The sequence below is a fragment of the Bacillus sp. FJAT-47783 genome, assembly GCF_022808615.1.
Lineage (GTDB): Bacteria > Bacillota > Bacilli > Bacillales > Aeribacillaceae > Bacillus_BZ.
In genome coordinates, this window is the sequence record NZ_JAKZKS010000001.1 from 114,850 (window position 1) to 139,198 (window position 24,349).

Sequence of the window (24,349 nt, forward strand, 5' to 3'; positions counted from 1 at the left end):
AAGTGCGAGATTGCAAGAATGTTTTACTGTACAAAATTGCTAACACAATTTTATTCAGAGGTCAGAATAGTCGAAATCGGTGAATAAACTCTCGTATGATTAACAAAGACCGAACTCATTTGTTCGGTCTTTAATCTAATTTTTCCCCATTCATAATTCCGCTATCCATTAAATACGCCCTGAGCGGTGCATATTCCGCTGATTCCCAAAACGACTTAGAGTGAACAAGTAGCGCCGCATCGTTTCTAGCAACTTCAAGAGCTCTGTAGTCATGTACCATGTCTGCCACTTTAAATTCAGGCACTCCGCTTTGCTTCTTTCCAAAAAAATCCCCAGGCCCTCGTAATTCTAAATCTTTTTCAGATAAAACAAAACCATCATTTGTTTCAGTCATAATTTTCATTCGTTCTTGACCTGTTTCAGATTTAGGGTCAGCAAGTAAAATACAATATGACTGCTCATCACCGCGACCGACGCGACCTCTTAATTGATGCAACTGAGATAACCCGAAACGTTCTGCATCGTAAATAACCATGACAGTTGCGTTTGGTACATTCACCCCAACTTCTACAACCGTTGTTGATACAAGTACTTGCACTTCATTTTCACTGAAAGCTCTCATTACTTCCTCTTTTTCATCGGGTGTTAAACGGCCGTGCATCAGCCCAATTTTTATCTTCCCTTTATAATAATGTGTTAACATGCTGTGCACATCAATCGCATTTTGAACATCAAGCTTCTCCGATTCTTCAATTAATGGACAAATGATATATGCTTGTCTTCCTTTATTCACTTCTTTTTGAATAAACTGTAATACGCGTTCTAGCGTATTCGGCTTCACCCAATACGTTTCTATTTTTTTTCGTCCCGCTGGCATTTCATCAATAACGGAAACATCCATCTCACCAAATGCTGTGATGGCAAGCGTACGTGGAATTGGGGTTGCCGTCATAAATAAAACATCGGGGTACTCGCCTTTATCTCGCAAAACTCGTCTTTGCTCTACTCCGAATCGATGCTGTTCATCTGTTATGACAAGACCAAGCTTACGAAATTGAACATCTTCTTGAATTAACGCATGCGTCCCAACAAGTATATCAATCTCTCCATTTTGTAACCGCTCGAGCAATTCTTTGCGGCGTTTCCCTTTCACAGAACTTGTTAATAGCGCAATTGTTACGGATGTATGTTCAAATAGGTTTGAAAGCGAATCTGCATGCTGCTCCGCTAAAATTTCCGTTGGCACCATTAAAGCTGCTTGGTAACTAGATATAACGGAAGCATACATAACAATGGCCGCAACGACTGTTTTCCCTGAACCAACATCCCCTTGCAGCAGACGATTCATTCGATATGGTGAATACATATCAGCAAGAATTTCTTTTACGACTCGCTCTTGTGCACTTGTCAACGGAAACGGAAGCCGCTTCATAAAAAGTTGAAGTTTTTCTGTTTCGTTTTGATGCTCGATTCCTTTTGATTGTTCTCGGTGGAATTTTCGCAATGCCTGCATTTTTAATTGAAATAGTAAAAACTCTTCATAAACGAATCGCCTTCTCGCTTGCTTCAGCTCTTCACGATTATTCGGATTATGAATAAGTCGTATTGCTTCTTTTTTTGATAAAAGCTTATACTTCGTCCTTAAGGAAGCGGGGAGGTTCTCTTCAATCAAAGAACAATAGTTTTCCAATGCATTGGAAATGAAACGTCTCATCGTTTTGACCGTTAATTTACCACGAACAGAATATACGGGTTCAATTTCATTCTTTTGATAATAAGGACCAAAGAAGATTTCTTGTAGGGAAATCGTTTGCCGATTTCGATCCCACTTTCCACTTACCGTTACGACTTGATGGATGGCTAATTTCTTTTTTAAAAATGATCGGTTAAAACAAACGACAGTTATTAAATAGTTCCCGACTAATAGTCGAAATGTTAGTCTCGTTTTTTTTCTTCCATAATAGGTAAGAGAAGGTTCTGAATGAACCTTCCCCTCAACCGTCACCTTTTCTTCATGCTTTACTTCTGCTAAATCACGCAAACTGTAATCTTCGTAACGATATGGAAAATATTCAAGTAATTGGCCAACCGTTTCTATTCCCATTTCAAAAAGAGTGACGGTTGTTTCTTCCCCAATCCCCTTTATAACCGAAACGGGTTGTTCTAACTTATTGACGATCATTTTCTAGCGGTATTCCAAAGATCTTTGCTTCTAGTTCTCGACCTGTTGGAGTAGCCGCAAGACCCCCTTGTGCAGTTTCTTTTAACGCGACAGGCATCGTTTGTCCAATTTTAAACATGGCATCAATCACTTCATCACACGGAATTCGACTTGTTACACCCGCTAATGCTAAATCAGCCGCCACCATGGCATTGGCAGCTCCCATGGCATTTCGTTTGACACATGGCACTTCAACAAGCCCTGCAACGGGATCACAGACGAGTCCAAGCATGTTCTTTAACGTGATGGCCATTGCTTCAGCTGATTGACTAGGCGTTCCCCCAGCCATCTCAACGATCGCAGCAGCTGCCATGCCACTTGCTGAACCGACTTCTGCTTGACATCCACCTGCTGCACCGGAGATGGACGCATTATTTGCAACAACAAATCCAAACGCACCTGCTGTGAATAAAAACTCGATCATCTCTTCACGAGATGGATTTAACACATTTTTTACAGCAAATAAAGTTCCAGGAACAACTCCTGCTGAACCAGCTGTAGGTGTAGCACAAATGGTTCCCATCGCAGCATTCACTTCATTTGTCGCAACCGCCTTACTGACAGCATCTAAAATATGCGGTCCGGAAAGAAAGCTTCCTTTTTGAATGTACTGCTGGATTAAAACAGCATCTCCACCTGTCAATCCAGAATGCGATGTTACCCCTTTTAAACCTTTTTCAACTGCTTGCTCCATCACGGTTAAGTTTTGGTCCATGAATTGGATTAGTTCTTCTCGGTTTTTACCTGTTTGCTCCATTTCTTGTCGAATCATGACTTCTGAAATTTTAATCTTTTCGCTTTCTGCTCGTTCTACTAATTCCGCTACATTACGAAACATGCTCTATCCTCCTCGTTTACCCCTTCGTCTATTCGACTATTTTCGTTACTTGTAAAATATTCGGTAACGTTTTCAATTCATCCAACACATGTTGGTCAATGTTTTGATCTACTTCAATTGTCATAAGGGCTAGTTGACCTTTTTCTTTTCGGGATACTTCCATATGGCCGATATTGATTTGGTATTTCGCAAATACATTCGCAACAGCTGCAATCGCACCATATCTGTCATTATGAACGACTAATACCGCTGGGTGGTTTCCAGATAGTTTCAGTTCAAATCCATTTAATTCGGTAATTTCAATCTTGCCACCGCCGATCGAAATCCCTACTAGCTCCAATTGCCCTTGGTCATCCCCAATAATAACGCGAGCTGTATTCGGATGATCGGTCACAGCCTCTTCTTCAATAAAAGTAATCTTTATGCCCTTTTCTTTTGCAATAGCTAACGAAGTTTTGATTCGTTCATCAAATGTATCAAAGTCTAAAAGACCACCTACGATGGCAACATCTGTCCCATGGCCTTTATACGTTTTCGCAAATGAACCATAAAAGGAGATCGATGCCCATTTGGGTTCACGTCCAAATAAACTTCTAGCAACACGTCCAATTCTTGCTGCACCAGCTGTATGTGAACTAGAAGGCCCAATCATAATTGGACCGATTATATCAAACACACTTCTATACTTCATTATAATCCCCCACATTCATGTACATTTACCCATATATAGTTTATCAAAAAAATAATTCAACTGCCATGTTTGAATGAACTGGTAAAATAAGGTGCAAAAAAAGGACTCGCTAGCAAGCGGTCCTTTTTCTTTCACCTTATTCTACTGAGAAGATAAAGGAGTACAATGGCTGATTTCCTTTATGAACTTCCACTTCCACTTCATCAAACATATCTTCTATAAATGTGACAAGTTTTTCTAATTCTTCGTCTGAAGCATCTTCTCCTTGAAGGATTGTGACAATTTCATCGTCTTCAGTAATCATTTCTTTTACGAGTTTTTTCGCTGCTTCAAGCTTGCTTTTATCTTTCGTGACGATCTTTTTATCAAAAATCCCCATAAAGTCCCCTTTTTCAAGATCGATTCCGTCAATATTTGTATCTCGAACAGCAAATGTCACCTGGCCAGTTTTCACATTCGCAAGCGCTTCTTGCATTGCACGTAAGTTTGTATCACCATCTACCTCTTGGTTAAAGGCTAATAGAGCTGCCATTCCTTGTGGTACCGATTTTGAGGAAACAACAATGACATTTTCCTCCACAACATTTGCAGCTTGATTTGCTGTCATAATAATATTGGAATTATTCGGGAGAACTATGACGTTTTCAGCATTTGTCTCCTTTATCGCGCGAACAATATCTTCTGTACTAGGGTTCATCGTTTGTCCGCCTTCTATTACCTTTGTCACACCCATCGATTCAAAAAGACGGGCTATACCATTACCGATTGCAACAGCAACAATTCCATACTTTTGTTTTTCAGCCCGCTCGTGTCCCTCTGTATGAAGAGGATTTTTCGTCTCTTCATTTACAATACTCATATGCTGTTCGCGCATATTTTCAATTTTCATATTAATTAAATGACCGTACCGTTGCCCATAAGTTAATACTTCCCCAGGTTGCTCCGCATGAATATGAACCTTCGCAAGTTCTTCATCGGCGATAACAAGCAAGGAATCACCAAATTTGCTTAAATCTTCTCGAAACTTTTCTTCTACAAACGTCTCTTTCCCATCCTCAAACTTTACCATGAATTCTGTACAGTAACCAAATTCTATGTCTTCTGTATTCAGATGGCTTTGAACATTTTTATGATGCTCTGCTTTAACAAGTTCGTTCATGGAAGGCATCTTCACAGGCGTTCCAGATACTTTTTCACCCTTTAATTCAGCTAAAAAGCCTTCATAAATGAAAACGAGTCCTTGTCCACCGCTATCAACAACACCTACCTCCTTTAAAACCGGAAGTAATTCTGGTGTCTTCTCAAGGGAGCGTTTCGCTTCATTTAATACTTGCTCCATAAAGGACGTAATATTCTTTTCGGAATCAGCAATGGTGATCGCTTTTTTCGCTGCATCCTTTGCAACCGTTAATATCGTTCCTTCGACTGGTTTCATGACCGCTTTATAAGCTGAATCTACTCCAGATTGAAGGGCTTTTGCAAACTGCCTCGTATCAATGGCCGCTTTTCCTTCAACAGCCTTAGAGAAACCTCTAAATAATTGTGATAAAATGACACCAGAGTTTCCACGTGCCCCCATCAATAATCCTTTTGCAAAAGATTCTGCTACTTTTCCGATTTCATCAGAAATATTTTTTTGCACTTCTTTTGCACCGGAAGTGATGGATAAGTTCATATTTGTACCTGTATCTCCGTCCGGAACAGGGAAAACGTTTAATGCATCAACGATCTTTGCATTGTCCGATAGATGGTTAGCACCTTGAATAACCATTTCCGCAAAACGTTTTCCATCTAATACTTGTATTGCCACAAAAACTTCCTCCTCTTATGTTATGGATTCGTGATGCGAACTCCTTGAATGTAAATGTTAATCGATTCAACAGAGATTCCAAGCATGTTATGTAACGTATATTTAACCTTTGTTTGTACATTCGTTGCAATTTCTGAAATTTTCGTTCCATAACTGACGATTATATACATATCAATATGCATTTCATCATTTTCTTGGCGAACTACTACACCTCGACTAAAGTTTTCTCTACGTAAAATGTCAGAAAGTCCGTCTTTTAGTTGATTTTTTGACGCCATACCGACAATGCCATAGCAGTCAACGGCAGCCCCACCTGCAACTTGGGCGATCACGTCGTTCGAAATATCAATTTGACCAAGATTCGTCTCTAATTCAATGGACATAAAAATTTCCTCCTTTTATGCTTCTGTACACCTAACTCACATTTTACTACAAAAAAGCGAGGTTTGGAAAGAAAGCCTAAAGAGTTCACAAAGTCTTTTATATAATAGTCTATGAAATATGCATAATGTCAAGTAAATTTTCTTGAACGTATTAGGAAAACATATTGCATTTGTAGAATCGTTATGTTAAATTATTAAAGTATCTTTAATCAATCGTTTAGAATTGTAATGATTTTTGTTCATATTGAGGAGGTTTTTCATATGGCACGTAAATGCGTGATCACTGGTAAAAAAACAGGATTCGGTAACGCACGCTCTCATGCTATGAATGCAAATAAACGTAAATGGGGAGCAAACGTACAAAAAGTTCGAATTTTAGTAGACGGTAAACCTAAACGTGTTTATGTTTCTACTCGTGCTCTTAAATCTGGTAAAGTTGAACGCGTGTAAAACACAAACAAAAAGCACCTTTTAGAGGTGCTTTTATTTTTTATAATAGAATAAGGCCGTTTATTTTACACAACAACATATAACGAATAAGGTATTTCAAATCAATCATATGGATTTAGCTGAAAGCACCTTTCAAAAGGTGCTTTCTAATCCTTTTTAAACGAACCGAGCATTGCTCGAATAATACCTCCTAAAAATTTTGGGAGTTTAATGGTATAAAATCTCATACTTTCCCTCCTCGAGTAAAGATATACTCCTGTATAACTAGTTTATTCATTCATCTTCCTTTAGACACTGACACGCTTTTCTTTTCATCACAGCTTCTTATCATCATTAATATGCCGTTTTCAAATGAAAAAGTACCAACAGAATGAATGAGTTCGTTACTTATACATAATGTTGAACCTCTCTTGATATGACAATTAATTAGTGGATATTTAAAACCTTGTAACGTTAACCCTGTTACTTCTTCTGAAAAAGGTAAATAAGAAATATATCGATACCGCTCTTGCTCCTCAATAGTATATGTTCCTGATTGATAAATGCTCACTTCATTTTGGCAATCAATGATTTTCGCCATGGCCCCTTTCTTTAATGCTTTAAACAACAAATGAACATTTCCAAATAAATGATCAAGTCTTCCACCCGTTGCACCGAATAATACGATTTCATGTACATTTTTTTGCGAAAGGGCAAAGTCTATTCCGATTTCTGAATCTGTTTTATCTTTCTCGGAAGGAAAAATGTTTATATTCGTTAACATTTCATTTAACCTTTGTCGTTCTTTTTCCGATATAGAGTCAAAATCACCAAAAGCAAAATCAGGAATGATTCCGGATTCTAGTAGATAGAGAACCCCACGATCAACCCCTATCCACCGTACATCACGGTGATCATACTGCTTTAAATTTGGAATATTTGCTATCGGTCCGCCTGCAACAATATGATATACGTTCATGTCAATCATCCTATCCATTTGTTTACATAATATTTTTATTTTTAAAAAAAGAACCGCTTTAAGTAGCGATTCTTCTATTTAACTCCTCTTATAGCCTGAATGGCTTGTCTACGGTCTGCTTGATTATAAATGGCAGAGCCTGCAACTAGCACATTTGCACCAGCCTCAATACATTGTTTCGCAGTTTCTATATTGACTCCGCCATCAACCTCTATCTCAACTTGTAAATTTCGATCGATCACCATTTGTTTTACTTTCTGAATCTTCGGTAAAACATTTGGAATAAAAGCTTGGCCGCCGAACCCAGGGTTTACCGTCATTAATAAAACTAAATCGACATCATCTATAATGTGCTCAATCATGGATACTGGAGTATGAGGATTTAAGACAACTCCCGCTTTCACCCCTTCTGACTTAATGAGTTGAATCGTTCTATGTAAATGTGGACAAGCTTCTACGTGAACCGATATAATATCCGCACCCTTCCGACTGAACTGAGGAATATAGCGGTCGGGATCCTCAATCATTAAATGCACATCAAGCGGCAGCTTTGTCACTGGACGAATGGCTTCCACAATGAGCGGACCGATCGTAATGTTTGGAACAAAATGACCGTCCATGACATCAACATGAATATAATCGGCGCCCCCTTGTTCAACATCTTTTATTTCCTCCTCTAATCGGGAGAAATCAGCAGATAATATGGATGGTGCAATTTTTATCATCATCTTAATACCTCGGCTTTCTATCTTTAATCTCTTCCAAGAATTGCAAATAATGCTCATAGCGATAGCTAGGAATTTCTCCTTTTTCTACCGCTTCTTTCACTGCACATTTTGGCTCTTGTACATGGGTGCAGCCTCTAAATTTACAATCAACACTTCGCTCTCTCATCTCTAAAAAGCAATAGGACAAGTCACTGGCTTCAATGTCGATAAACTCTAAGGAGCTAAATCCTGGTGTATCAGCTACGAGTCCACCGCCAATTTCAATTAATTCAACATGTCTTGTCGTATGTTTTCCTCTTCCTAAATGTGTAGAAATATCATTTGTTTTTAGCTCTAATTCTGGCTTTAAGACATTTAATAACGATGACTTACCCACGCCAGATTGTCCTGCAATAACGGAAATCCGACCTTCTAAAACAGGTCTCAGCTCTTGAATGGTTCTCTCCATTTTTGTTGAGATTTCAAAAACTTGATACCCTATTTTTTCATAGTCTTGTACGAATTGCTTTAGCTCCTTTTTCTTCTTTTCATCTTGAATTAAGTCCATTTTACTTATACATATAACCGGATTGATATGATTTGCTTCCACTAGCACTAAAAAGCGATCTAAAAGTGTTGGACTGAAATCAGGTTGTTTAGCCGAAAAAACAAGAAGTGCTACATCTACATTTGAAATCGGCGGACGAATCAGTTCATTTTTGCGCTCTAACACTTCTAAAATATAGCCTTCCTTATCGTTGTCTGCCTGGTAAACAACTTCATCGCCGACTAATGGTGTAATTTTATTTTTTCTAAAAACACCACGTCCTCTACATTGAATAATACGCTCTTTGTCTAGCACGTAATAAAACCCACTTAAAGCTTTAATGATTTTGCCTTGTGGCATAACTAACCTCCTTTATGCTCTAATCCTCAGGGTATGGCACTGTTTCAGTATGAACGACTTTATTATCGACAAGCACTTGAAAATATGCACTTTGATCTGGTGAAATCGTTAATTCAATCGTTTTCGTCGTCGCTTCTTTAATGTTAAATTTGTCGTACGGTTTATCTAAAGAATGTTTTGCATCGTTTACATAAATACCTACTTCTACAGGCTTATCTTTTTCTTCTTCACTTGCTTCATAAGGGATTTCAATTTCCACTGAAACTTTTTTATCGGGCTTTTTCTCAGGCCCTAGTGAAAATGTCACTTCAACGGTTTCGCCTGGTAAAATTTCTGTTCCTGCTTCAGGGTTTTGGGAAATGACTTCGCCTTTAGGGACGTTTTCAGAATGTTCCTCTTTCGCGACAAGCTTCCACCTTTGTTCATTTAAATAATTAACAACTGCTTGTCTCGTATAGCCTGTTAGATCCAGTAATGCTTCTTTTTCTGGTCCTTTACTAATGACAAATTCGACCTCTTGCTCCGAAGGGATGACTTCTTCTCCTTCTTTAGGGTCTTGAGACAAAATCGTTCCAACATCTTCTTCACTATACTCTTCTTCTACTTGTATATTCGTAAAGCCTTTTTTCTCTAAAATTTCTCGAGCTCGTTCAATATCTTGTCCTACAAATTGTTCAAACGGAATCTTTTCTTTCCCGCCACTTTTATAAATTGTAATGACGGCGTCTTCTTTCACCATTTTACCCGCACGCGGATTCGTTTTTATGACATACCCTTCCTCAACCTCGTCACTCTCTTCAATAATCGGGTCATCTACTTGAAAACCTTGCGATATTAATTCATTTACAGCTTCCTCATATTTCATATTAGCTACATCTGGTACTTCAATATCTTTTGGTAAGAGGATGGATGGTAACACGAAAAAGGCCAGCAATAATGCGATTATTAAAAGCACCGAAGTTACAATGAGTCCTGTGACAATACGACGCTTTTTCTTTTTCGGCTTTTTCTCTTTGTTTTTTCCATCGCTGTCCAGTTTCTTCGGCTCGTCTTTTTGATGCGGCTCATGAACGACCGTATTTTCACTACTTTCGTTCATCATTGAATCTTTAATAATCGGAATCGCTTTTGTCATTTCCTCCTCAGAATCTGGAATGGTAAAACGGGCAACATTTTGCCTGTTCGAATGAAAGGCTGTTACGATATCTTCTTCCATTTCTTCGACAGAGTCATAACGGTGCAATGGATCTTTTGTCATGGCTTTTAAAATAATATTTTCAACGCTTTGCGGTATATCTGGGTTCCACCTTTTCGGAGAAGGTGCGTCTGATTGTAAATGTTTGAGGGCGATGGAAACAGCGGATTCCCCATCAAACGGCAATCTCCCAGCAAGCAATTCATAAAGGACAATCCCTAATGAATAAATATCTGATTTTTTTGTCGCAAGCCCGCCCCTTGCTTGCTCTGGAGATAAATAATGAACAGAACCTAACACAGAGTTCGTATGTGTAATCGTTGTTGAAGTAAGTGCCATCGCAATGCCAAAATCCGTCACTTTTACATTTCCATGATGATCAATTAAAATGTTATGTGGTTTAATATCGCGATGAACAATTTGATTTTCATGGGCGTGAGCAATCGCTGAAACGATTTGCTCCATGATGTTTAATGCCTCACGCGGATTGAGTGGTGCATTTTTTTGTATGTATTGTTTTAACGTTTGTCCTTCAACATATTCCATAACAATATAGTAAATATTATCTTCTTCCCCAACATCATAAATACTAACGATGTTTGGATGCGCTAGGCTTGTGGCTGATTGAGCCTCCCTGCGAAATCGTTTAATGAATTCTTCATCGTTGACAAAATCAAAGCGCAATATTTTTATCGCAACATCTCGTTCTAAAATCATGTCCCTTGCTAAATAAACATTGGCCATTCCGCCGCCGCCAATTACTTCCAAAATCTTATAGCGACCACTTATACGTTTTCCAATCAACAAGGGTCATCACCCGTTTCTAAAAGAGCATGTTCATATAATACAACAGAAATATTATCTTCCCCACCCTTTACATTCGCTCTAGTAATCAGTTTTTCAGCTCTTATTTCTAACGGTTCATGAGATGATAGTATTTCTTTTAACTCCTCTTCAGACACTTTATTTGAAAGACCGTCAGAGCATAACATGATGACATCTCCAGGGTCGATTCCGATCGTTTTCATATCAATTTGAACAGACGGCTCTGTTCCAAGTGCCCGGAGTAAAATGTTTTTTCGTGGATGCTGTTCGGCATCCTCCTTTGATATTTGACCAGATTTAAGTAATTCATTGACAAGCGAATGGTCTTCAGTTATTTGTTTAAAACCGCTGCCATTTAATAAATAGCAACGACTATCGCCGATGTGACTAATCGTTGCAAACGTCTCAAAAGAAAGAAATGCGACAATTGTTGTACCCATTCCTTGACATTCATCATGTGCTTTTGCATGTTCATATAATTCGCGATTAACCATTTCAATTTGTTCTTTTAGCCAAGATTCTGCTTTGTTTGGAGTTGATAGGGATGAAGACTTCTCCCAAGCATGCTTTAATTTTTCTACCGTCATACGACTAGCAACATCCCCAGCGCGATGACCGCCCATTCCGTCCGCCACAATCGCTAAAACCTGTCCGTCTTGATTTTTCAAAATGCCCCCACAATCTTCATTGTGGGGACGAACTTTCCCTTTGTCCGTTAAGAATATCGCCTTCAATTCGTTCACCTCGTCTCCTCTTTTCGCTCCTTTGCCCGCAATTGTCCACAAGCGGCATCAATATCATGCCCATGCTCGCGACGAATAGTCGTATTGATTCCTGCTTTTTTGAGCGTTTTTTCAAATCGGAATATTTGCTCGCGCGGTGTTCTGACATAATCACGTTCTGGGACGTAATTGACAGGGATTAAGTTAACGTGACATTTCAAATCTTTAATGAGCCCTGCTAACTCTTCTGCGTGCTCGACTTGATCATTTACCCCACCGAATAAACCGTATTCAAACGTTACTCTTCTACCAGTTTTATCGATATAATATCGAATCGCTTTTATTAAGTCTGGAAGCTTAAATGCTTTATTAATTGGCATAAGCTTTGACCTTAATTCTGTGTTCGGTGCGTGTAAAGAAACGGCAAAGTTAATTTGCATATTTTCATCGGCAAATTGATAAATTTTCGGGATAATTCCACTTGTGGAAACGGTAATGTGACGTGCTCCAATATTTAATCCGTCATCGTCATTAATAATTTTTAAAAACGAAAGCATTTCATCATAATTATCAAACGGCTCTCCAATCCCCATAATGACAACATGACTAACACGTTCAGAAAGCTCATCTAGAGCCTGCTGAACTTTGACGACTTGTGCGACAATTTCCCCTGCTTCTAAATTTCGTTTTAGCCCACCTAATGTCGAGGCGCAAAATGTACATCCTATCCGACATCCTACTTGTGTCGTCACACAAACAGAATTTCCGTACTCATGTCGCATTAGCACCGTTTCAATCGAATAGCCATCTGATAGTTCAAATAAAAACTTCATCGTGCCATCTTTAGAGGTTTGTTGAATAAGCGTATTTAAAGTTGTGATCGTAAACGATTCGTCAAGCTTTGTGCGTAAGCTCTTCGATACGTTTGTCATGTCTTCAAATGACGTAATCCGCTTTTTGTATAACCAGTCATATATTTGTTTCGCTCGAAATCCTTTTTCACCATTTGCTTCTAGCCAAGCTTTAAGTTCTGGTAGCCGTAACGAATAGATCGAGCGCTTCCCATTTGTTTTGGCTTGCTCACTTTTACGTGTTGATGCTATTTCCACGATGTCTACACCTTCTTTCTTAATGCTGAAATATAAAACCCATCCGACTGAAAGTATTGGGGTAAGATTTGCAGTTCACCATTGTCTACATGTGCTGCCACTTTCTCTGGCATCCTGCTCGCTAACGTATCGTCTTTTATAAAATCACATGTTTGTTGTAAAAAGTCGTAAATAACATTTGAATTTTCTTCTTGGTCCACTGTACACGTACTATAAACTAATAGACCGCCTCGTTTTAATAGCGGGGCTACAGCTTGTAGTATTTCCTTTTGAATCGTTGCTAAAGAATGAACATCTTTGTCGGTTTTCGAATACTTTATTTCAGGTTTTCTTCGAATAACACCAAATCCTGTACACGGAGCATCGACTAAAATTTTATCGAATGTTTCCGCTTGAAAGTGTTCCCCTACTTTTCTTGCATCCATCACTTTCGTTTCCACGTTCGTTAATCCGAGTCTCGAAGCTTGACCTTCAATTAATTTTACTTTATGTTCATGTAAATCTAAAGAAATTACTTTTCCAGTATTGGATAACATTTCTGCAATATGCGTTGATTTGCCACCAGGAGCTGCACAGCTATCTAATACCATTTCCCCTTCGTTTATATCGAGAGCTTTTGCTACAAGCATCGAGCTTTCATCTTGTATCGTGTATAGCCCTTGTTTAAATACATGCGAATGGGCAATATTTCCTTTTATAACTTGAATCGATTCCGGTACGATCTCACCTTTTGTAACTTCCAACCCATCTTTTTGTAACAGCTCTAACACGTTCTCTACCGTCGCTTTATTTACGTTAACACGAGCAGTCTGCTTTGCCGGCTTTAGCTGTTCAAGAAATATTTGTTCGGCTACTTCTATACCGTATTGATTCGATAAACGTTTTACTAACCATTTTGGCGTACTTGTTTTAACCGAGATACGTTCAATTGGGTCTTTTATTTCTTCTATTTCCGGCAAGCCGTTACGTTGTATATTTCGTAACGTGCCATTGACCATTGAGGCAATTCCTCGATGGCCACGAGCTTTTGCGATTTCTACCGCCTCAAATAAAACCGCTCTGTCTGGTATTCGATCTAAATAAACCATTTGATACAATGAAAGGCGCAATAAATTTTGTACCCAATCGTCTATTTTTTTCTTTCCTTTTAAAAAGAATGATAAATAGTAGTCAAGTGTGAGCTTTCGTTGCAACGTTCCATATATAATCTCTGTTAATAAAGGAATATCTTTTTGTGGTAGTTTATTTTTTTCAATCAATGAGTTTAGCAAAAGGTTACTGTATGCTTGATTATTTTCAATGGCATTTAACCCGTCTAATGCAACTGTTCGTACGTTTTTTATTTTTTTCATTGAAGCTTCATCCCAACTTCAACGGATGCACCACGAACAAATTGCTCACCAGTCATTCGTTTTTTTCCCGCTGGTTGGATTTCCGTCACTTTAATCGCAACGTTATCTCCTGTTGCGACAACGATTCCATCGTTTTCGATATTCACGATTGTGCCTGGTTCACCTGTTTGATTGATTAAAACTTTTTCACCCCACCAAACTTTCATCACTTTCTCAGAAAGAGTCGTATAAGCAACGGGCCATGGATTGAGTCCACGTATATGGTTGTAAATTTCTTGTCCAGACTTGTTCCAATCAATCTTTTCTTGCTCACGTTTGATATTGTAGGCAAAAGTGGCTTTCTCCTCATCTTGCTTAATAGGTTTAATATTACCACTTAAAATATTTGGTAATGTTTTGGATAAAAGCTTCGCCCCAGCATCACTTAGCTTATCGTGTAACGAACCTACATGATCCGTTTCTTCAATCGGCACTTCCACTTGTGAAATGATGTCACCAGCATCCAGCTTTTCCACCATATACATAATCGTAATCCCGGTTTTTTCTTTTCCTTGTAAAATCGCATAGTGGATCGGCGCACCACCGCGAAGCTCAGGAAGTAAAGAAGCATGAACATTAATACACCCGAACTTCGGTGCTTCTAGCAAGGTTTTTGGTAATATTTGTCCGAATGCAGCTGTAACAATAATATCTGGTTCATACGATAATACTTTTTTCCATTCCTCTTCTATACGAATTTTTTCTGGTTGTAATACAGGAATTTGATGTGTTTCTGCTGCTACCTTGACAGGTGGCGGTGTTAACACCTTTTTTCTCCCAACTGGGCGGTCTGGCTGTGTCACAACAGCCACGACATCATATTGATCTTCTATTAATTGTTCTAAAACCGGGACAGCAAAGTCCGGCGTGCCCATAAATACTACTTTCGTCATCGATAATCACCTTTCTACTAACTCATCTTCATTTAAGTAGCGCGTTACTTTTGATGTAAATAAAATACCGTGCAAATGGTCAATTTCATGTTGGATCGCACGAGCTAAAAATCCGTTTGCTTCTAGGACATACACTTTTCCTCGTCGGTTTTGTGCTCTTACTTTCACATAATTCGCTCGAGTTACTTCCCCAAAAAGGTCTGGAAAGCTTAAGCACCCTTCAGGACCTATTTGTTCCCCGCGCTCTTCAATAATCGTCGGATTAATTAATTCGATTTTCCCATTTGCATCACCAATATCAACGATGGCGATTTGCTTTGAAATGCCGATTTGTGGTGCAGCTAAACCGACACCATCTGCTTCAATCATCGTTTCATACATATCATTTACTAGTTTTGTTAGTTTTTTATCGAATTCTGTCACTTTCTCACACGGTTTTTCTAACACTTCTGCTGGATAAGTGACGATTTTTCGTATAGCCAATAAAAATACCTCCATGTTTTTACAGTAATGTGGCACGAAACGCTTATATAAATAAATTTTTTTAACAATTTATACATGACGAGCTTACATAAGCATCATTGGATTTAAATCAATTGAAATTGTTAAATCGGTTTGCGCCAGCTCTTGTTGATAATGTTGTACAATCGATTTTAATGTGTCGTACAAGTTTACTTCCCGCTTGTATTTTATCATGCAATGATACCGATATCTATCATTGATTCGTGGGATCGGAGAACTTACAGGCCCAAGAATTTGCGTTTCTTTTGACAAATGACGTTTAACATATTGAGCTATTTTATTTGAAACGGAAACGACTTTCATCACATCTTGATGTGTGACGGTAATTAAAACAAGAAAATAAAATGGCGGATAAGAATATAACTTTCTCATCGTCATTTCTTTAAGGTAAAAGGCGTCGTAATCATGATTCTTCGCTAATTGAATACTGTAATGTTCGGGTGCATACGTTTGAATGACGACTTCTCCTGGTAACGAATGTCGGCCAGCCCGACCACTCACTTGCGTTAACAACTGGAACGTTTTTTCGGCAGATCGAAAATCTGGTATCCGAAGCATTGTATCTGCTGCTAATACACCGACTAATGTAACATCAGGAAAATCTAACCCTTTTGCAATCATTTGCGTCCCAAGCAGAATATCTGCTTCTTTATTCCCAAACTTTTTTAATAACGTTTCATGTGCACCTTTACGACTCGTCGTATCAATATCCATTCGAATGACTCTCGCTTCTGGTAAAATTTTTGTTAATTCTTCTTCTACGCGCTGCGTACCTGTTCCAAAAAAGCGAATATGCTCACTTTGACACTCTGGACACATTCGAGGCATAAAAGCTTCATATCCACAGTAATGACATTTCATCTTTTGATCTGAACGATGATAAGTTAACGAAATATCACAATGAGGACATTGTAAAACATATCCACAATCGCGACACATGACGAAGGAAGAATAACCGCGTTTATTTAAAAATAAAACAGATTGTTCCCCTTTTTGCAGGCGATCTTCCAATTTCTCAAGTAGCGTTTTCGAAAACATGGAACGATTTCCGTTTCTCAGTTCCTCTCTCATATCACAAATGTCAACTGTTGGAAGAGGTCGATTATTGACACGCTCTTTTAATGGAAGGAGATGGTACACACCTTTTTGCGCTCTAGCAAACGATTCTAATGTCGGTGTTGCACTGCCGAGAACGACTGGACATTGATGTTTTTTGGCACGATAAATGGCTACATCTTTCGCATGATAGCGAGGATTATCTTCTTGTTTATAACTCGATTCGTGCTCTTCATCAATAATGATAATGCCAATGTTTTGAAACGGTGCAAAAACGGCTGACCTCGCCCCTACGACAAGCTTGACTTCTCCCCGATAAATTTTTCGCCATTCATCATATTTTTCTCCCGCTGATAATCCACTATGAAGTACGGCAACTTGTGAACCGAAACGACTTTTAAAGCGATGAACCATTTGTGGAGTTAGGGAAATCTCTGGTACGAGTATAATCGCTTCTTTCCCAACATTTAATACACGTTCTATTGACTGTAAATATACTTCTGTTTTCCCGCTCCCGGTTACACCGTACATTAAAAAAACTTCATGTCTTTTTTCATCGATTGTTGATAAAATCGGCTCAATTGCCTCTTGTTGTTCATCTGTTAAAGGAAGAGGAGTTGTTTTTTGAAAAAATCGATTTTCATAAGGATCCCGATAAACTTCAACCAATTCTTCTCGTAAAATGCCTTTTTTTATTAACGTTTGAACAGTCGAGTTTGTACAATCTATTGTTGCCAACAAATCCTTTAGCGAAACAGGTTCATCATGTTGCAGAAAATATTCAATGATCGATTTTTGTTTACTAGCTCGACTTGATAAATTCGCCAAATACGCTTCTAGCTCTTCCTTTGCTACACGTCGTTTAATTCGTTTTACTGTTCGTTTATTCGTTTTCTGTTTAACAAGATATTTCACTTCAATAGTGCCTTTTTCGATTTCTTTTAAGATTGAATGTATGGACGTGCTATGAGTCATTTTTTCCCACGGTACTCGATTTGACTGTTGAAAAAGCAATTGAAGGTCAAACGGTAATGTTTTTTTTCCTTCTTCTGTGACAACGAGTTCTTTTTTATATGTTGCTTTTAATGCAGCAGGAAGCATCGCTTGAAATGCCGTAATTTTATAACAAAGCGTTGTTTCGGTTAACCAATTGCCAAGCGAAAGTAATTCTTCATTTAGCACAGGAGCCGGGTCTAATAACTGTTCGATCTTCTTTACTTTCTCAATGGAAGGTGAAGCCTTTAATGCGGTAACAAATCCTTGCAGCTTGCGTGGACCAAATGGAACGATAACGCGCATACCTGGCTTAACTGCACCATGCCATTGTTCAGGTATTTCATAATCAAAACTACGATCTGTTTGCATCGCCGGCACATCAACGATGACACTCGCATATCGCATGTTTACCCTTCTCCTCTAATACGTGATTCAATTTCCTTTAAAATGGCTTCAGCAATTTTATTTTTTGACATGATCGGATACGTTGTTTCCTGCCCGTCACGATGAAAAATTGTGACGATGTTTGTATCCGTACCAAACCCAGCGCCTTTTTCTGCTACATTGTTTGCGACGATCATATCTAAATTTTTCTTTTCTAGTTTAGCTAAAGCATATGATTTGACATCTTTCGTTTCCGCCGCAAAGCCGACTAATAATTGCTTATCTTTCCTTTTTCCAAGTTCTTGTAAAATATCTGTTGTTCGTTCTAATAGGATTTGAAGTTCGCCACCTTTCTTTTTCATCTTTTCTTCATGAACGTCTTTTGGACGATAATCGGCGACAGCCGCAGACTTAATCACAATATCCGCTTTATCGTAACACTTGATAACCGCCTCATACATGTCTTTAGCACTTTCAACTTGAATGAATTCTACATTAGAGGGCGGTGTAAGTGAAGTCGGGCCGGAAATTAACGTTACATTGGCTCCTTTTCGAACTGCTTCTTCCGCTATCGCATAGCCCATTTTTCCCGTTGAACGGTTCGTAAAAAAACGAACTGGATCTATTTTTTCACGCGTCGGTCCAGCTGTAACAACAATATGTTTCCCATATAATTTCGAAGGTGTAGCTAATCTTTCGAAATACTGTTCCATTAAGCCAACAATTTTTTCAGGTTCTTCTAGGCGACCTTTCCCTACATATCCACAAGCTAAAAACCCTTCAGACGGTTCGATAAATTGATATCCATCACGAGCAAGTGTTGAAATGTTTCGCTTTACTGCAGGGTGATCATACATATGTACATTCATCGCCGGGGCAACCCAAACAGGTGCAGTCGTTGCTAAGAGCGTTGTCGTAATCATATCATCCGCAATGCCGTTCGCCATCTTCCCGATGATGTTAGCTGTTGCCGGAGCAACAAGAACTAAATCTGCCCAGTCTGCTAAATCAATGTGGGCAATCACTTCAGGGTGTTTTTCTTCAAATGTATCCACATAAACGTCATGCCTAGATAATGCTTGAAACGTTAAAGGAGTCACAAATTTTTGTGCAGATTGTGTCATCATCACGCGAACATTTGCCCCTTTTTGTGACAATTTACTTGTTAGCTGTGCCGATTTATAAACGGCGATCCCGCCTGTTACACATAATAATATATTTTTGTTTTTCATTGTCATCCCCCCATTCCAATACTTCTACCATTCACCCTCGTAATCATTTTTATATCGATATTATACACCGAATCAACAGTTATCGTTTTCTAATATGCTTAACTTTAGCAGTTCGAAAGTAGAAAAAAATAACAACCTATGGATAGGTTGTTACTTTTTTTCTGCATTTTCATATTGAAGGAGACCTGCTTCAATTTCTTCTAATGCTTTCCCAACAAATTTCGTTGATACGGTTTTTGCAATTTGTTGGTCGTTTAACTGCTGCATTTGACGAGCTCGTTTTGCTGCAACAGAAACGAGTGTATATTTTGAATCAATTTTGTTCATGAGTGAATCAATGGATGGATAAAGCATATTACTCAGCCTCCAACATTTTTTTATATTGTTTCTCGACACGTTCACGTTTGCAATGCTCTGCCGTGACGATTGATTTAATTCGTTCACATGCTAACTCTACTTCATCGTTGACGACGACGTAATCGTATGCATGCATCATTTCAATTTCTTCTTTTGCCACATTCATTCTGTTCGTAATTAAGTCGGTTGTTTCCGTACCGCGCGTCAAAATACGATTTTTTAACTCATTTAAGCTCGGTGGCATTAAGAAAATAAATAATCCTTCTGGGAAAGATTTTTTCACTTGTAAGGCACCTTGTACTTCAATTTCAAGAAAAACATCTTTTCCTTCATTTAACGTTCTTTCAACATACTCAATCGGTGTTCCGTAATAATTCCCTACATATTCTGCCCATTCTAATAATTTACCATCACGTATCATCTGTTCAAATTCTTCACGTTCTTTAAAGAAGTAATCTACCCCGTCGACTTCTCCTTCACGCGGTTTACGCGTCGTCATTGAAATCGAATACTCGAAATCGACATCTTCTTGTTCGAATAGAGCTTTTCTAACCGTTCCTTTTCCTACTCCAGAAGGTCCTGATAACACTATTAATAAACCTTTTTCACGCTTTAACATTCGCTTTTGTCCCTACCCTTCATCTGATAGCTCATCTTTACTTGAAAGTCTTTGAGCAACTGTTTCTGGCTGTACTGCTGAGAGAATAATATGATCACTATCCATGATGACAACCGCTCTCGTCCGACGTCCATATGTAGCATCGATTAACATCCCACGATCTCTAGCATCTTGAATAATTCGCTTAATCGGAGCAGATTCCGGACTCACTATCGAAATAATTCGATTGGCAGAAACGATGTTGCCAAATCCAATATTAATTAATTTGATCCCCATTGTTTGCTCCCTCCACTTTCGTCACGATGCATGCACTATTCAATATTTTGAACCTGTTCTTTTATTTTTTCAATCATACTTTTTAAGTTTACTACATATTTGGCAATAAGATGATCATTTCCTTTTGCCCCAATTGTATTTGCTTCACGATTCATTTCTTGAACGATAAAGTCGAGTTTACGCCCAATTGGTTCACGTATTTCAAGCGTTTCTTCAAATTGGTGGATATGACTTTTTAATCTCGTTAACTCTTCTGTTATATCTGCTTTATCTGCAAATATCGCAGCTTCGGTTAATATTCTATTTTCATCAATATTCCCTGTTAAAAATTCCGTTATACGTTTTTGAATTCGTTCTTCGAATCCTTTGACGACTTGAGGAGCTTGGTCTTCAATGTGAATCGTTAATTCATTCATTTCCTTTAGTCGAACGAGCAAATCATGTTTTAATTGTTCTCCTTCTCGCTTTCTCATTTCAAGAAGGTCTATTGTTGCTTTCTCAACAGCTTCAACTAACAGCTGTTCAAGTTCATCATTTTCACTATTTTCCTCTTGAATGTCAAATATTTCACTTTGTCCAATGATATGGTCTAATTTGATCGGATCAGTTAAATGATATTTTTCTTTCATCACGGATAAAGATTTTATGTATTGTTCAACAAGTGGCCAATCGACACGTAACGAACGTTGAACTAACGATTCCCCTTTAATTGTAATATACAATTCTACTCGACCGCGTCGAATATGTTGCTGCACTATTTTCTTTAATTTATCTTCAACACTTAGCAAATGGCGCGGCATGCGAATGCTTATTTCTGAAAAGCGATGATTAACCGATCGCATTTCAACCGTTACATGATAATTGCCATTTTCTTTAACAGAACGCCCAAATCCAGTCATACTATGTACCATTTCATCACTTCCGTTTCTTTACTTGAGCGGTAAACGGTAAAATAGGAGGAATTTTCCCCAAAAAAGAAAGGTCATAGAATGAGTCATCTATCACCTTTATGCATTATAACATATTTTACTTTTCTTTTCTTGTCAAAAGTGACCCAGCCAATAAAAAAGTTGGAACGGCTGAAAGGGCACCAATTAACAACCAGTCGCGCTGATTAATCGGAACCGTGTGGAAAATCGGTTGAAGAGGTGGATAGTAAATAACAACTAACATTAATAATAAAGAGGAAATGACCGCACCAATTAAGTACATATTGCCAAATGGATTCCGTTCAAAAATCGACTTTTCACTTCTACAATCGAATACTAAAATTAATTGCGCTAAAACGAGTGTACTGAAAGCAGCCGTTTGAGCATAGGCTAAGTTTTCAGTGTCTCTGGCATATACAATCATAAAAGTAATTAACGTCATCGCCCCAATTAAAAAACCGCGAGAAATAATTTTCCAGCCTAGTCCTCTAGCAAATATCCCTTCTTTAGGGTGCCTTGGCTTTTGTTTCATCACATTTCCTTCTGCAGGATCTAACCCGAGAGCCATCGCTGGAAGCCCATCTGTCACTAAGTTGACCCACAAGATTTGAACCGGTACTAAAGGGAGCGGGAGTGCTAAAATCATCGCAAATAACATGACCAATATTTCCCCCACATTGGATGCAAGTAAGTACCGAATAAACTTTCGAATATTTTCGTAAATATTCCTTCCTTCTTTTATCGCCGCTTGAATTGTCGCAAAATTATCATCTACTAAAATGAGCGATGAGGCTTCTTTTGCCACATCTGTTCCTGTTATTCCCATAGAGATTCCGATGTCACTCGCTTTAATAGCTGGTGCATCATTGACCCCATCACCAGTCATCGCAACAATATGACCACGATTTTGAAACGCCTTCACAATCTTTAATTTATGTTCAGGTGACACGCGTGCAAACACATAAACGTCTTCAATAACAGCTTCTAATTGCTCCACTGACATGTTTGATAACGTTTGGCCATCGAGCACTTTTCCATTAGACGGCAATATATTTAAATGTTTCGCGATCGCTTTCGCTGTAATAAGATGATCTCCCGTAATCATCACCGTTTTTATTCCAGCATTTTTACAGTCTTGGACAGCCTGTTTCACCTCTGGTCGCGGAGGGTCAATCATTCCTGTTATTCCAATCAAAATAAGGTCACGTTCAGCTTCGAGTTGGGATATTTGTTCACAGCGAGCATCTGGTAACGGCTTAAAAGCGATGGCAATCGTCCGAAGTGCTTTTGCAGCAAGCTCATCAATTGTTTTTTGAATGTCGTTCTGTCTATTTCTTGATAAAGATTCTTGTCTTCCATCCCATAATACATGGTGACACTTGGAAAGAAGGACATCCGGTGCTCCTTTTGTAATAACATATTGTTTTCCAGCATGATCTTTCACGACAACACTCATCATTTTTCGTGTTGAATCAAAGGGAAATTCTTTTATCATTTCAAATTGTCTTTTCAAAGAATCTTTTTGAAGTCCTGCTTTCATCCCAACTACGATTAAAGCTCCTTCTGTCGGGTCACCATCTAAAACATATGCTCCATCTTTATTTCGAATTTCCGCTTCGCTTGCCAACATACTAAACGATAAAATTTGCTTTAACGATTTATCGTGATGTGGATTAACGGTACGATTTCCTTGTAAAAACTCGCCATTTGGCTCATACCCTGCCCCTGTTACTTCCCACATTTTTCCCCCTACCCAAATGTGCGTTACTGTCATTTTATTTTGTGTCATCGTTCCTGTTTTATCTGAACAAATAACGGATGCACATCCGAGTGTTTCAACAGCAGGTAGTTTTCGTACGATCGATTTCTTTTTTATCATTCGTTGTACACCGAGAGATAAGGCAACCGTTACAATGGCAGGCAATCCTTCTGGTATCGCCGCAACGGCTAATGATACACCAGCTAAAAACATTTGGTACATATTATGACCTTGAAGAACCCCAATGACAACGACAAGAACTGTTAATAGAAGTGCGACAACGATTAAAATTTTTCCGAGCTGCTCTAGCTTTCTTTGTAACGGGGTTATCATCGTCTCAGCTGTTTGAATAAGATCGGCAATTTGGCCCATTGCACTTTTCATCCCCGTTTGGACGACAATTCCAACACCAGAACCTCTCGACACTAAAGTCCCCATAAAAGCCATATTTACTTGATCACCTATGCCAAGCTGTTCATCAGCAATAGGAGAAGTCGATTTCATCACAGGCACGGATTCCCCTGTTAAGGCAGACTCTTCAATTTCTAGTGCATTTCCATTTACAATCCGAACATCCGCTCCAACCCGGTCTCCGCTCGTAAATTTAATGACATCCCCTACAACGAGATGCTTAGATGGGATTTTCATCCACTCACCATTTCGGAGTACGTTTACATGGGGTGCCGATAGTTCCTTTAACGCATCTAATGATTTTTCTGCACGCCTTTCTTGAATAAACCCTAAAACACCATTTAATAAAACAATCGCAATAATCGCAATGGCATCAATATATTCTCCTAATAATGCCGATACGAGTGTCGCAACGAGTAAAACTAACACCATAAAATCTTTAAACTGGCTGATAAATATCAATAAAGCAGAAGGACGTTCATTCTCTTTTATTTCATTGTACCCATCTTTTTTTAGCCGCTTATGGGCTTCTTCTTCTGATAGTCCATTCTCGATGTTTGTTTTTACTTGATCCATCACTTCATTCACCGTCATTTTATGCCATATCATCAAAAGACGAACACCCCTTACAATTGTCTATTCAGACTACTCAATTTGGACTATACACAGCATACTTGTCTTTAAAACCAACTTATTCAGCCTCGTCCA

Annotated in this window: 23 protein-coding genes; 1 reads left to right on the top strand and 22 read right to left on the bottom strand. The window is 38.6% G+C overall.

Annotation, left to right across the window (positions count from 1 at the left end; all coding sequences use genetic code 11):
* Window positions 1–130: 130 nt before the first annotated feature.
* From recG to MLD65_RS00590, 5 genes are all read right to left on the bottom strand, one after another.
* Window positions 131–2,182, bottom strand: coding sequence for an ATP-dependent DNA helicase RecG (gene recG, locus MLD65_RS00570; protein ID WP_243289911.1), 2,052 nt, complete (start codon window positions 2,180–2,182; stop codon window positions 131–133).
* Window positions 2,169–3,059: an L-serine ammonia-lyase, iron-sulfur-dependent, subunit alpha gene (gene sdaAA, locus MLD65_RS00575; protein WP_243289912.1), complete on the bottom strand. Its 891-nt coding sequence runs from the start codon at window positions 3,057–3,059 to the stop codon at window positions 2,169–2,171. The genes recG and sdaAA overlap by 14 nt, the downstream gene beginning before the upstream one ends.
* Before the next feature lie 28 nt (window positions 3,060–3,087).
* Window positions 3,088–3,750, bottom strand: coding sequence for an L-serine ammonia-lyase, iron-sulfur-dependent subunit beta (gene sdaAB, locus MLD65_RS00580; protein ID WP_243289913.1), 663 nt, complete (start codon window positions 3,748–3,750; stop codon window positions 3,088–3,090).
* A 136-nt stretch (window positions 3,751–3,886) separates the two neighbouring features.
* A complete protein-coding gene (locus MLD65_RS00585; RefSeq protein WP_243289914.1) occupies window positions 3,887–5,560 on the bottom strand; it encodes a DAK2 domain-containing protein in 1,674 nt (557 codons plus the stop codon).
* Window positions 5,561–5,580: 20 nt separating this feature from the next.
* Window positions 5,581–5,943, bottom strand: a complete 363-nt coding sequence (locus MLD65_RS00590) for an Asp23/Gls24 family envelope stress response protein (protein ID WP_243289915.1) — start codon at window positions 5,941–5,943, stop codon at window positions 5,581–5,583.
* A gap of 261 nt (window positions 5,944–6,204) precedes the next feature.
* Here MLD65_RS00590 and rpmB point away from each other — a divergent pair, with 261 nt between their 5' ends.
* Window positions 6,205–6,393 carry a 50S ribosomal protein L28 gene (gene rpmB, locus MLD65_RS00595; protein ID WP_243289916.1) on the top strand — a complete coding sequence of 63 codons (189 nt, stop codon included), beginning with the start codon at window positions 6,205–6,207 and terminating at the stop codon, window positions 6,391–6,393.
* A 146-nt stretch (window positions 6,394–6,539) separates the two neighbouring features.
* Here the strand turns inward: rpmB and spoVM are convergent, their stop codons facing one another.
* The 17 genes from spoVM to MLD65_RS00680 all read right to left on the bottom strand — a co-directional run bounded on the left by spoVM (window position 6,540) and on the right by MLD65_RS00680 (window position 24,250).
* On the bottom strand, window positions 6,540–6,620 hold the full coding sequence (spoVM, locus tag MLD65_RS00600; RefSeq protein ID WP_243290237.1) for a stage V sporulation protein SpoVM: 81 nt from the start codon (window positions 6,618–6,620) through the stop codon (window positions 6,540–6,542).
* A 50-nt stretch (window positions 6,621–6,670) separates the two neighbouring features.
* Entirely contained in the window at window positions 6,671–7,351 is a 681-nt protein-coding gene (locus tag MLD65_RS00605; protein ID WP_243289917.1) for a thiamine diphosphokinase, read from the bottom strand.
* A gap of 74 nt (window positions 7,352–7,425) precedes the next feature.
* On the bottom strand, window positions 7,426–8,076 hold the full coding sequence (rpe, locus tag MLD65_RS00610; RefSeq protein ID WP_243290238.1) for a ribulose-phosphate 3-epimerase: 651 nt from the start codon (window positions 8,074–8,076) through the stop codon (window positions 7,426–7,428).
* A 4-nt stretch (window positions 8,077–8,080) separates the two neighbouring features.
* Window positions 8,081–8,965 (bottom strand): ribosome small subunit-dependent GTPase A, encoded by an 885-nt coding sequence (rsgA, locus tag MLD65_RS00615; RefSeq protein ID WP_243289918.1) that lies wholly within the window; start codon window positions 8,963–8,965, stop codon window positions 8,081–8,083.
* A 19-nt stretch (window positions 8,966–8,984) separates the two neighbouring features.
* Window positions 8,985–10,967 (bottom strand): Stk1 family PASTA domain-containing Ser/Thr kinase, encoded by a 1,983-nt coding sequence (pknB, locus tag MLD65_RS00620; RefSeq protein ID WP_243289919.1) that lies wholly within the window; start codon window positions 10,965–10,967, stop codon window positions 8,985–8,987.
* Complete coding sequence (locus MLD65_RS00625) at window positions 10,961–11,719, bottom strand: Stp1/IreP family PP2C-type Ser/Thr phosphatase (RefSeq protein WP_243290239.1); 759 nt, start codon at window positions 11,717–11,719, stop codon at window positions 10,961–10,963. Before MLD65_RS00625 ends, pknB begins: the two co-directional genes overlap by 7 nt.
* 5 nt (window positions 11,720–11,724) lie before the next feature.
* A complete protein-coding gene (rlmN, locus tag MLD65_RS00630; protein ID WP_481748480.1) occupies window positions 11,725–12,816 on the bottom strand; it encodes a dual-specificity RNA methyltransferase RlmN in 1,092 nt (363 codons plus the stop codon).
* 5 nt (window positions 12,817–12,821) lie between these two features.
* Window positions 12,822–14,168, bottom strand: coding sequence for a 16S rRNA (cytosine(967)-C(5))-methyltransferase RsmB (rsmB, locus tag MLD65_RS00635; protein ID WP_243289920.1), 1,347 nt, complete (start codon window positions 14,166–14,168; stop codon window positions 12,822–12,824).
* The gene (gene fmt / locus MLD65_RS00640; RefSeq protein WP_243289921.1) at window positions 14,165–15,100 is read right to left on the bottom strand and encodes a methionyl-tRNA formyltransferase; all 936 of its coding nucleotides are present in this window, start codon (window positions 15,098–15,100) and stop codon (window positions 14,165–14,167) included. The genes rsmB and fmt overlap by 4 nt, the downstream gene beginning before the upstream one ends.
* A 6-nt stretch (window positions 15,101–15,106) precedes the next feature.
* The gene (def, locus tag MLD65_RS00645) at window positions 15,107–15,583 is read right to left on the bottom strand and encodes a peptide deformylase (protein WP_243289922.1); all 477 of its coding nucleotides are present in this window, start codon (window positions 15,581–15,583) and stop codon (window positions 15,107–15,109) included.
* A gap of 84 nt (window positions 15,584–15,667) precedes the next feature.
* Window positions 15,668–18,079, bottom strand: a complete 2,412-nt coding sequence (gene priA / locus MLD65_RS00650) for a primosomal protein N' (RefSeq protein WP_243289923.1) — start codon at window positions 18,077–18,079, stop codon at window positions 15,668–15,670.
* Between the two features lie 2 nt (window positions 18,080–18,081).
* Window positions 18,082–19,290 carry a bifunctional phosphopantothenoylcysteine decarboxylase/phosphopantothenate--cysteine ligase CoaBC gene (coaBC, locus tag MLD65_RS00655; RefSeq protein WP_243289924.1) on the bottom strand — a complete coding sequence of 403 codons (1,209 nt, stop codon included), beginning with the start codon at window positions 19,288–19,290 and terminating at the stop codon, window positions 18,082–18,084.
* Between the two features lie 150 nt (window positions 19,291–19,440).
* Window positions 19,441–19,644 carry a DNA-directed RNA polymerase subunit omega gene (gene rpoZ, locus MLD65_RS00660; protein WP_243289925.1) on the bottom strand — a complete coding sequence of 68 codons (204 nt, stop codon included), beginning with the start codon at window positions 19,642–19,644 and terminating at the stop codon, window positions 19,441–19,443.
* A 1-nt stretch (window position 19,645) separates the two neighbouring features.
* Window positions 19,646–20,266, bottom strand: a complete 621-nt coding sequence (gene gmk, locus MLD65_RS00665) for a guanylate kinase (RefSeq protein WP_243289926.1) — start codon at window positions 20,264–20,266, stop codon at window positions 19,646–19,648.
* 12 nt (window positions 20,267–20,278) lie between these two features.
* A complete protein-coding gene (gene remA / locus MLD65_RS00670; protein WP_243289927.1) occupies window positions 20,279–20,542 on the bottom strand; it encodes an extracellular matrix/biofilm regulator RemA in 264 nt (87 codons plus the stop codon).
* A 35-nt stretch (window positions 20,543–20,577) separates the two neighbouring features.
* Window positions 20,578–21,453 (bottom strand): YicC/YloC family endoribonuclease, encoded by an 876-nt coding sequence (locus MLD65_RS00675; protein ID WP_243289928.1) that lies wholly within the window; start codon window positions 21,451–21,453, stop codon window positions 20,578–20,580.
* A 115-nt stretch (window positions 21,454–21,568) separates the two neighbouring features.
* Window positions 21,569–24,250, bottom strand: coding sequence for a calcium-translocating P-type ATPase, SERCA-type (locus MLD65_RS00680; protein ID WP_243290241.1), 2,682 nt, complete (start codon window positions 24,248–24,250; stop codon window positions 21,569–21,571).
* Window positions 24,251–24,349: the final 99 nt, after the last annotated feature.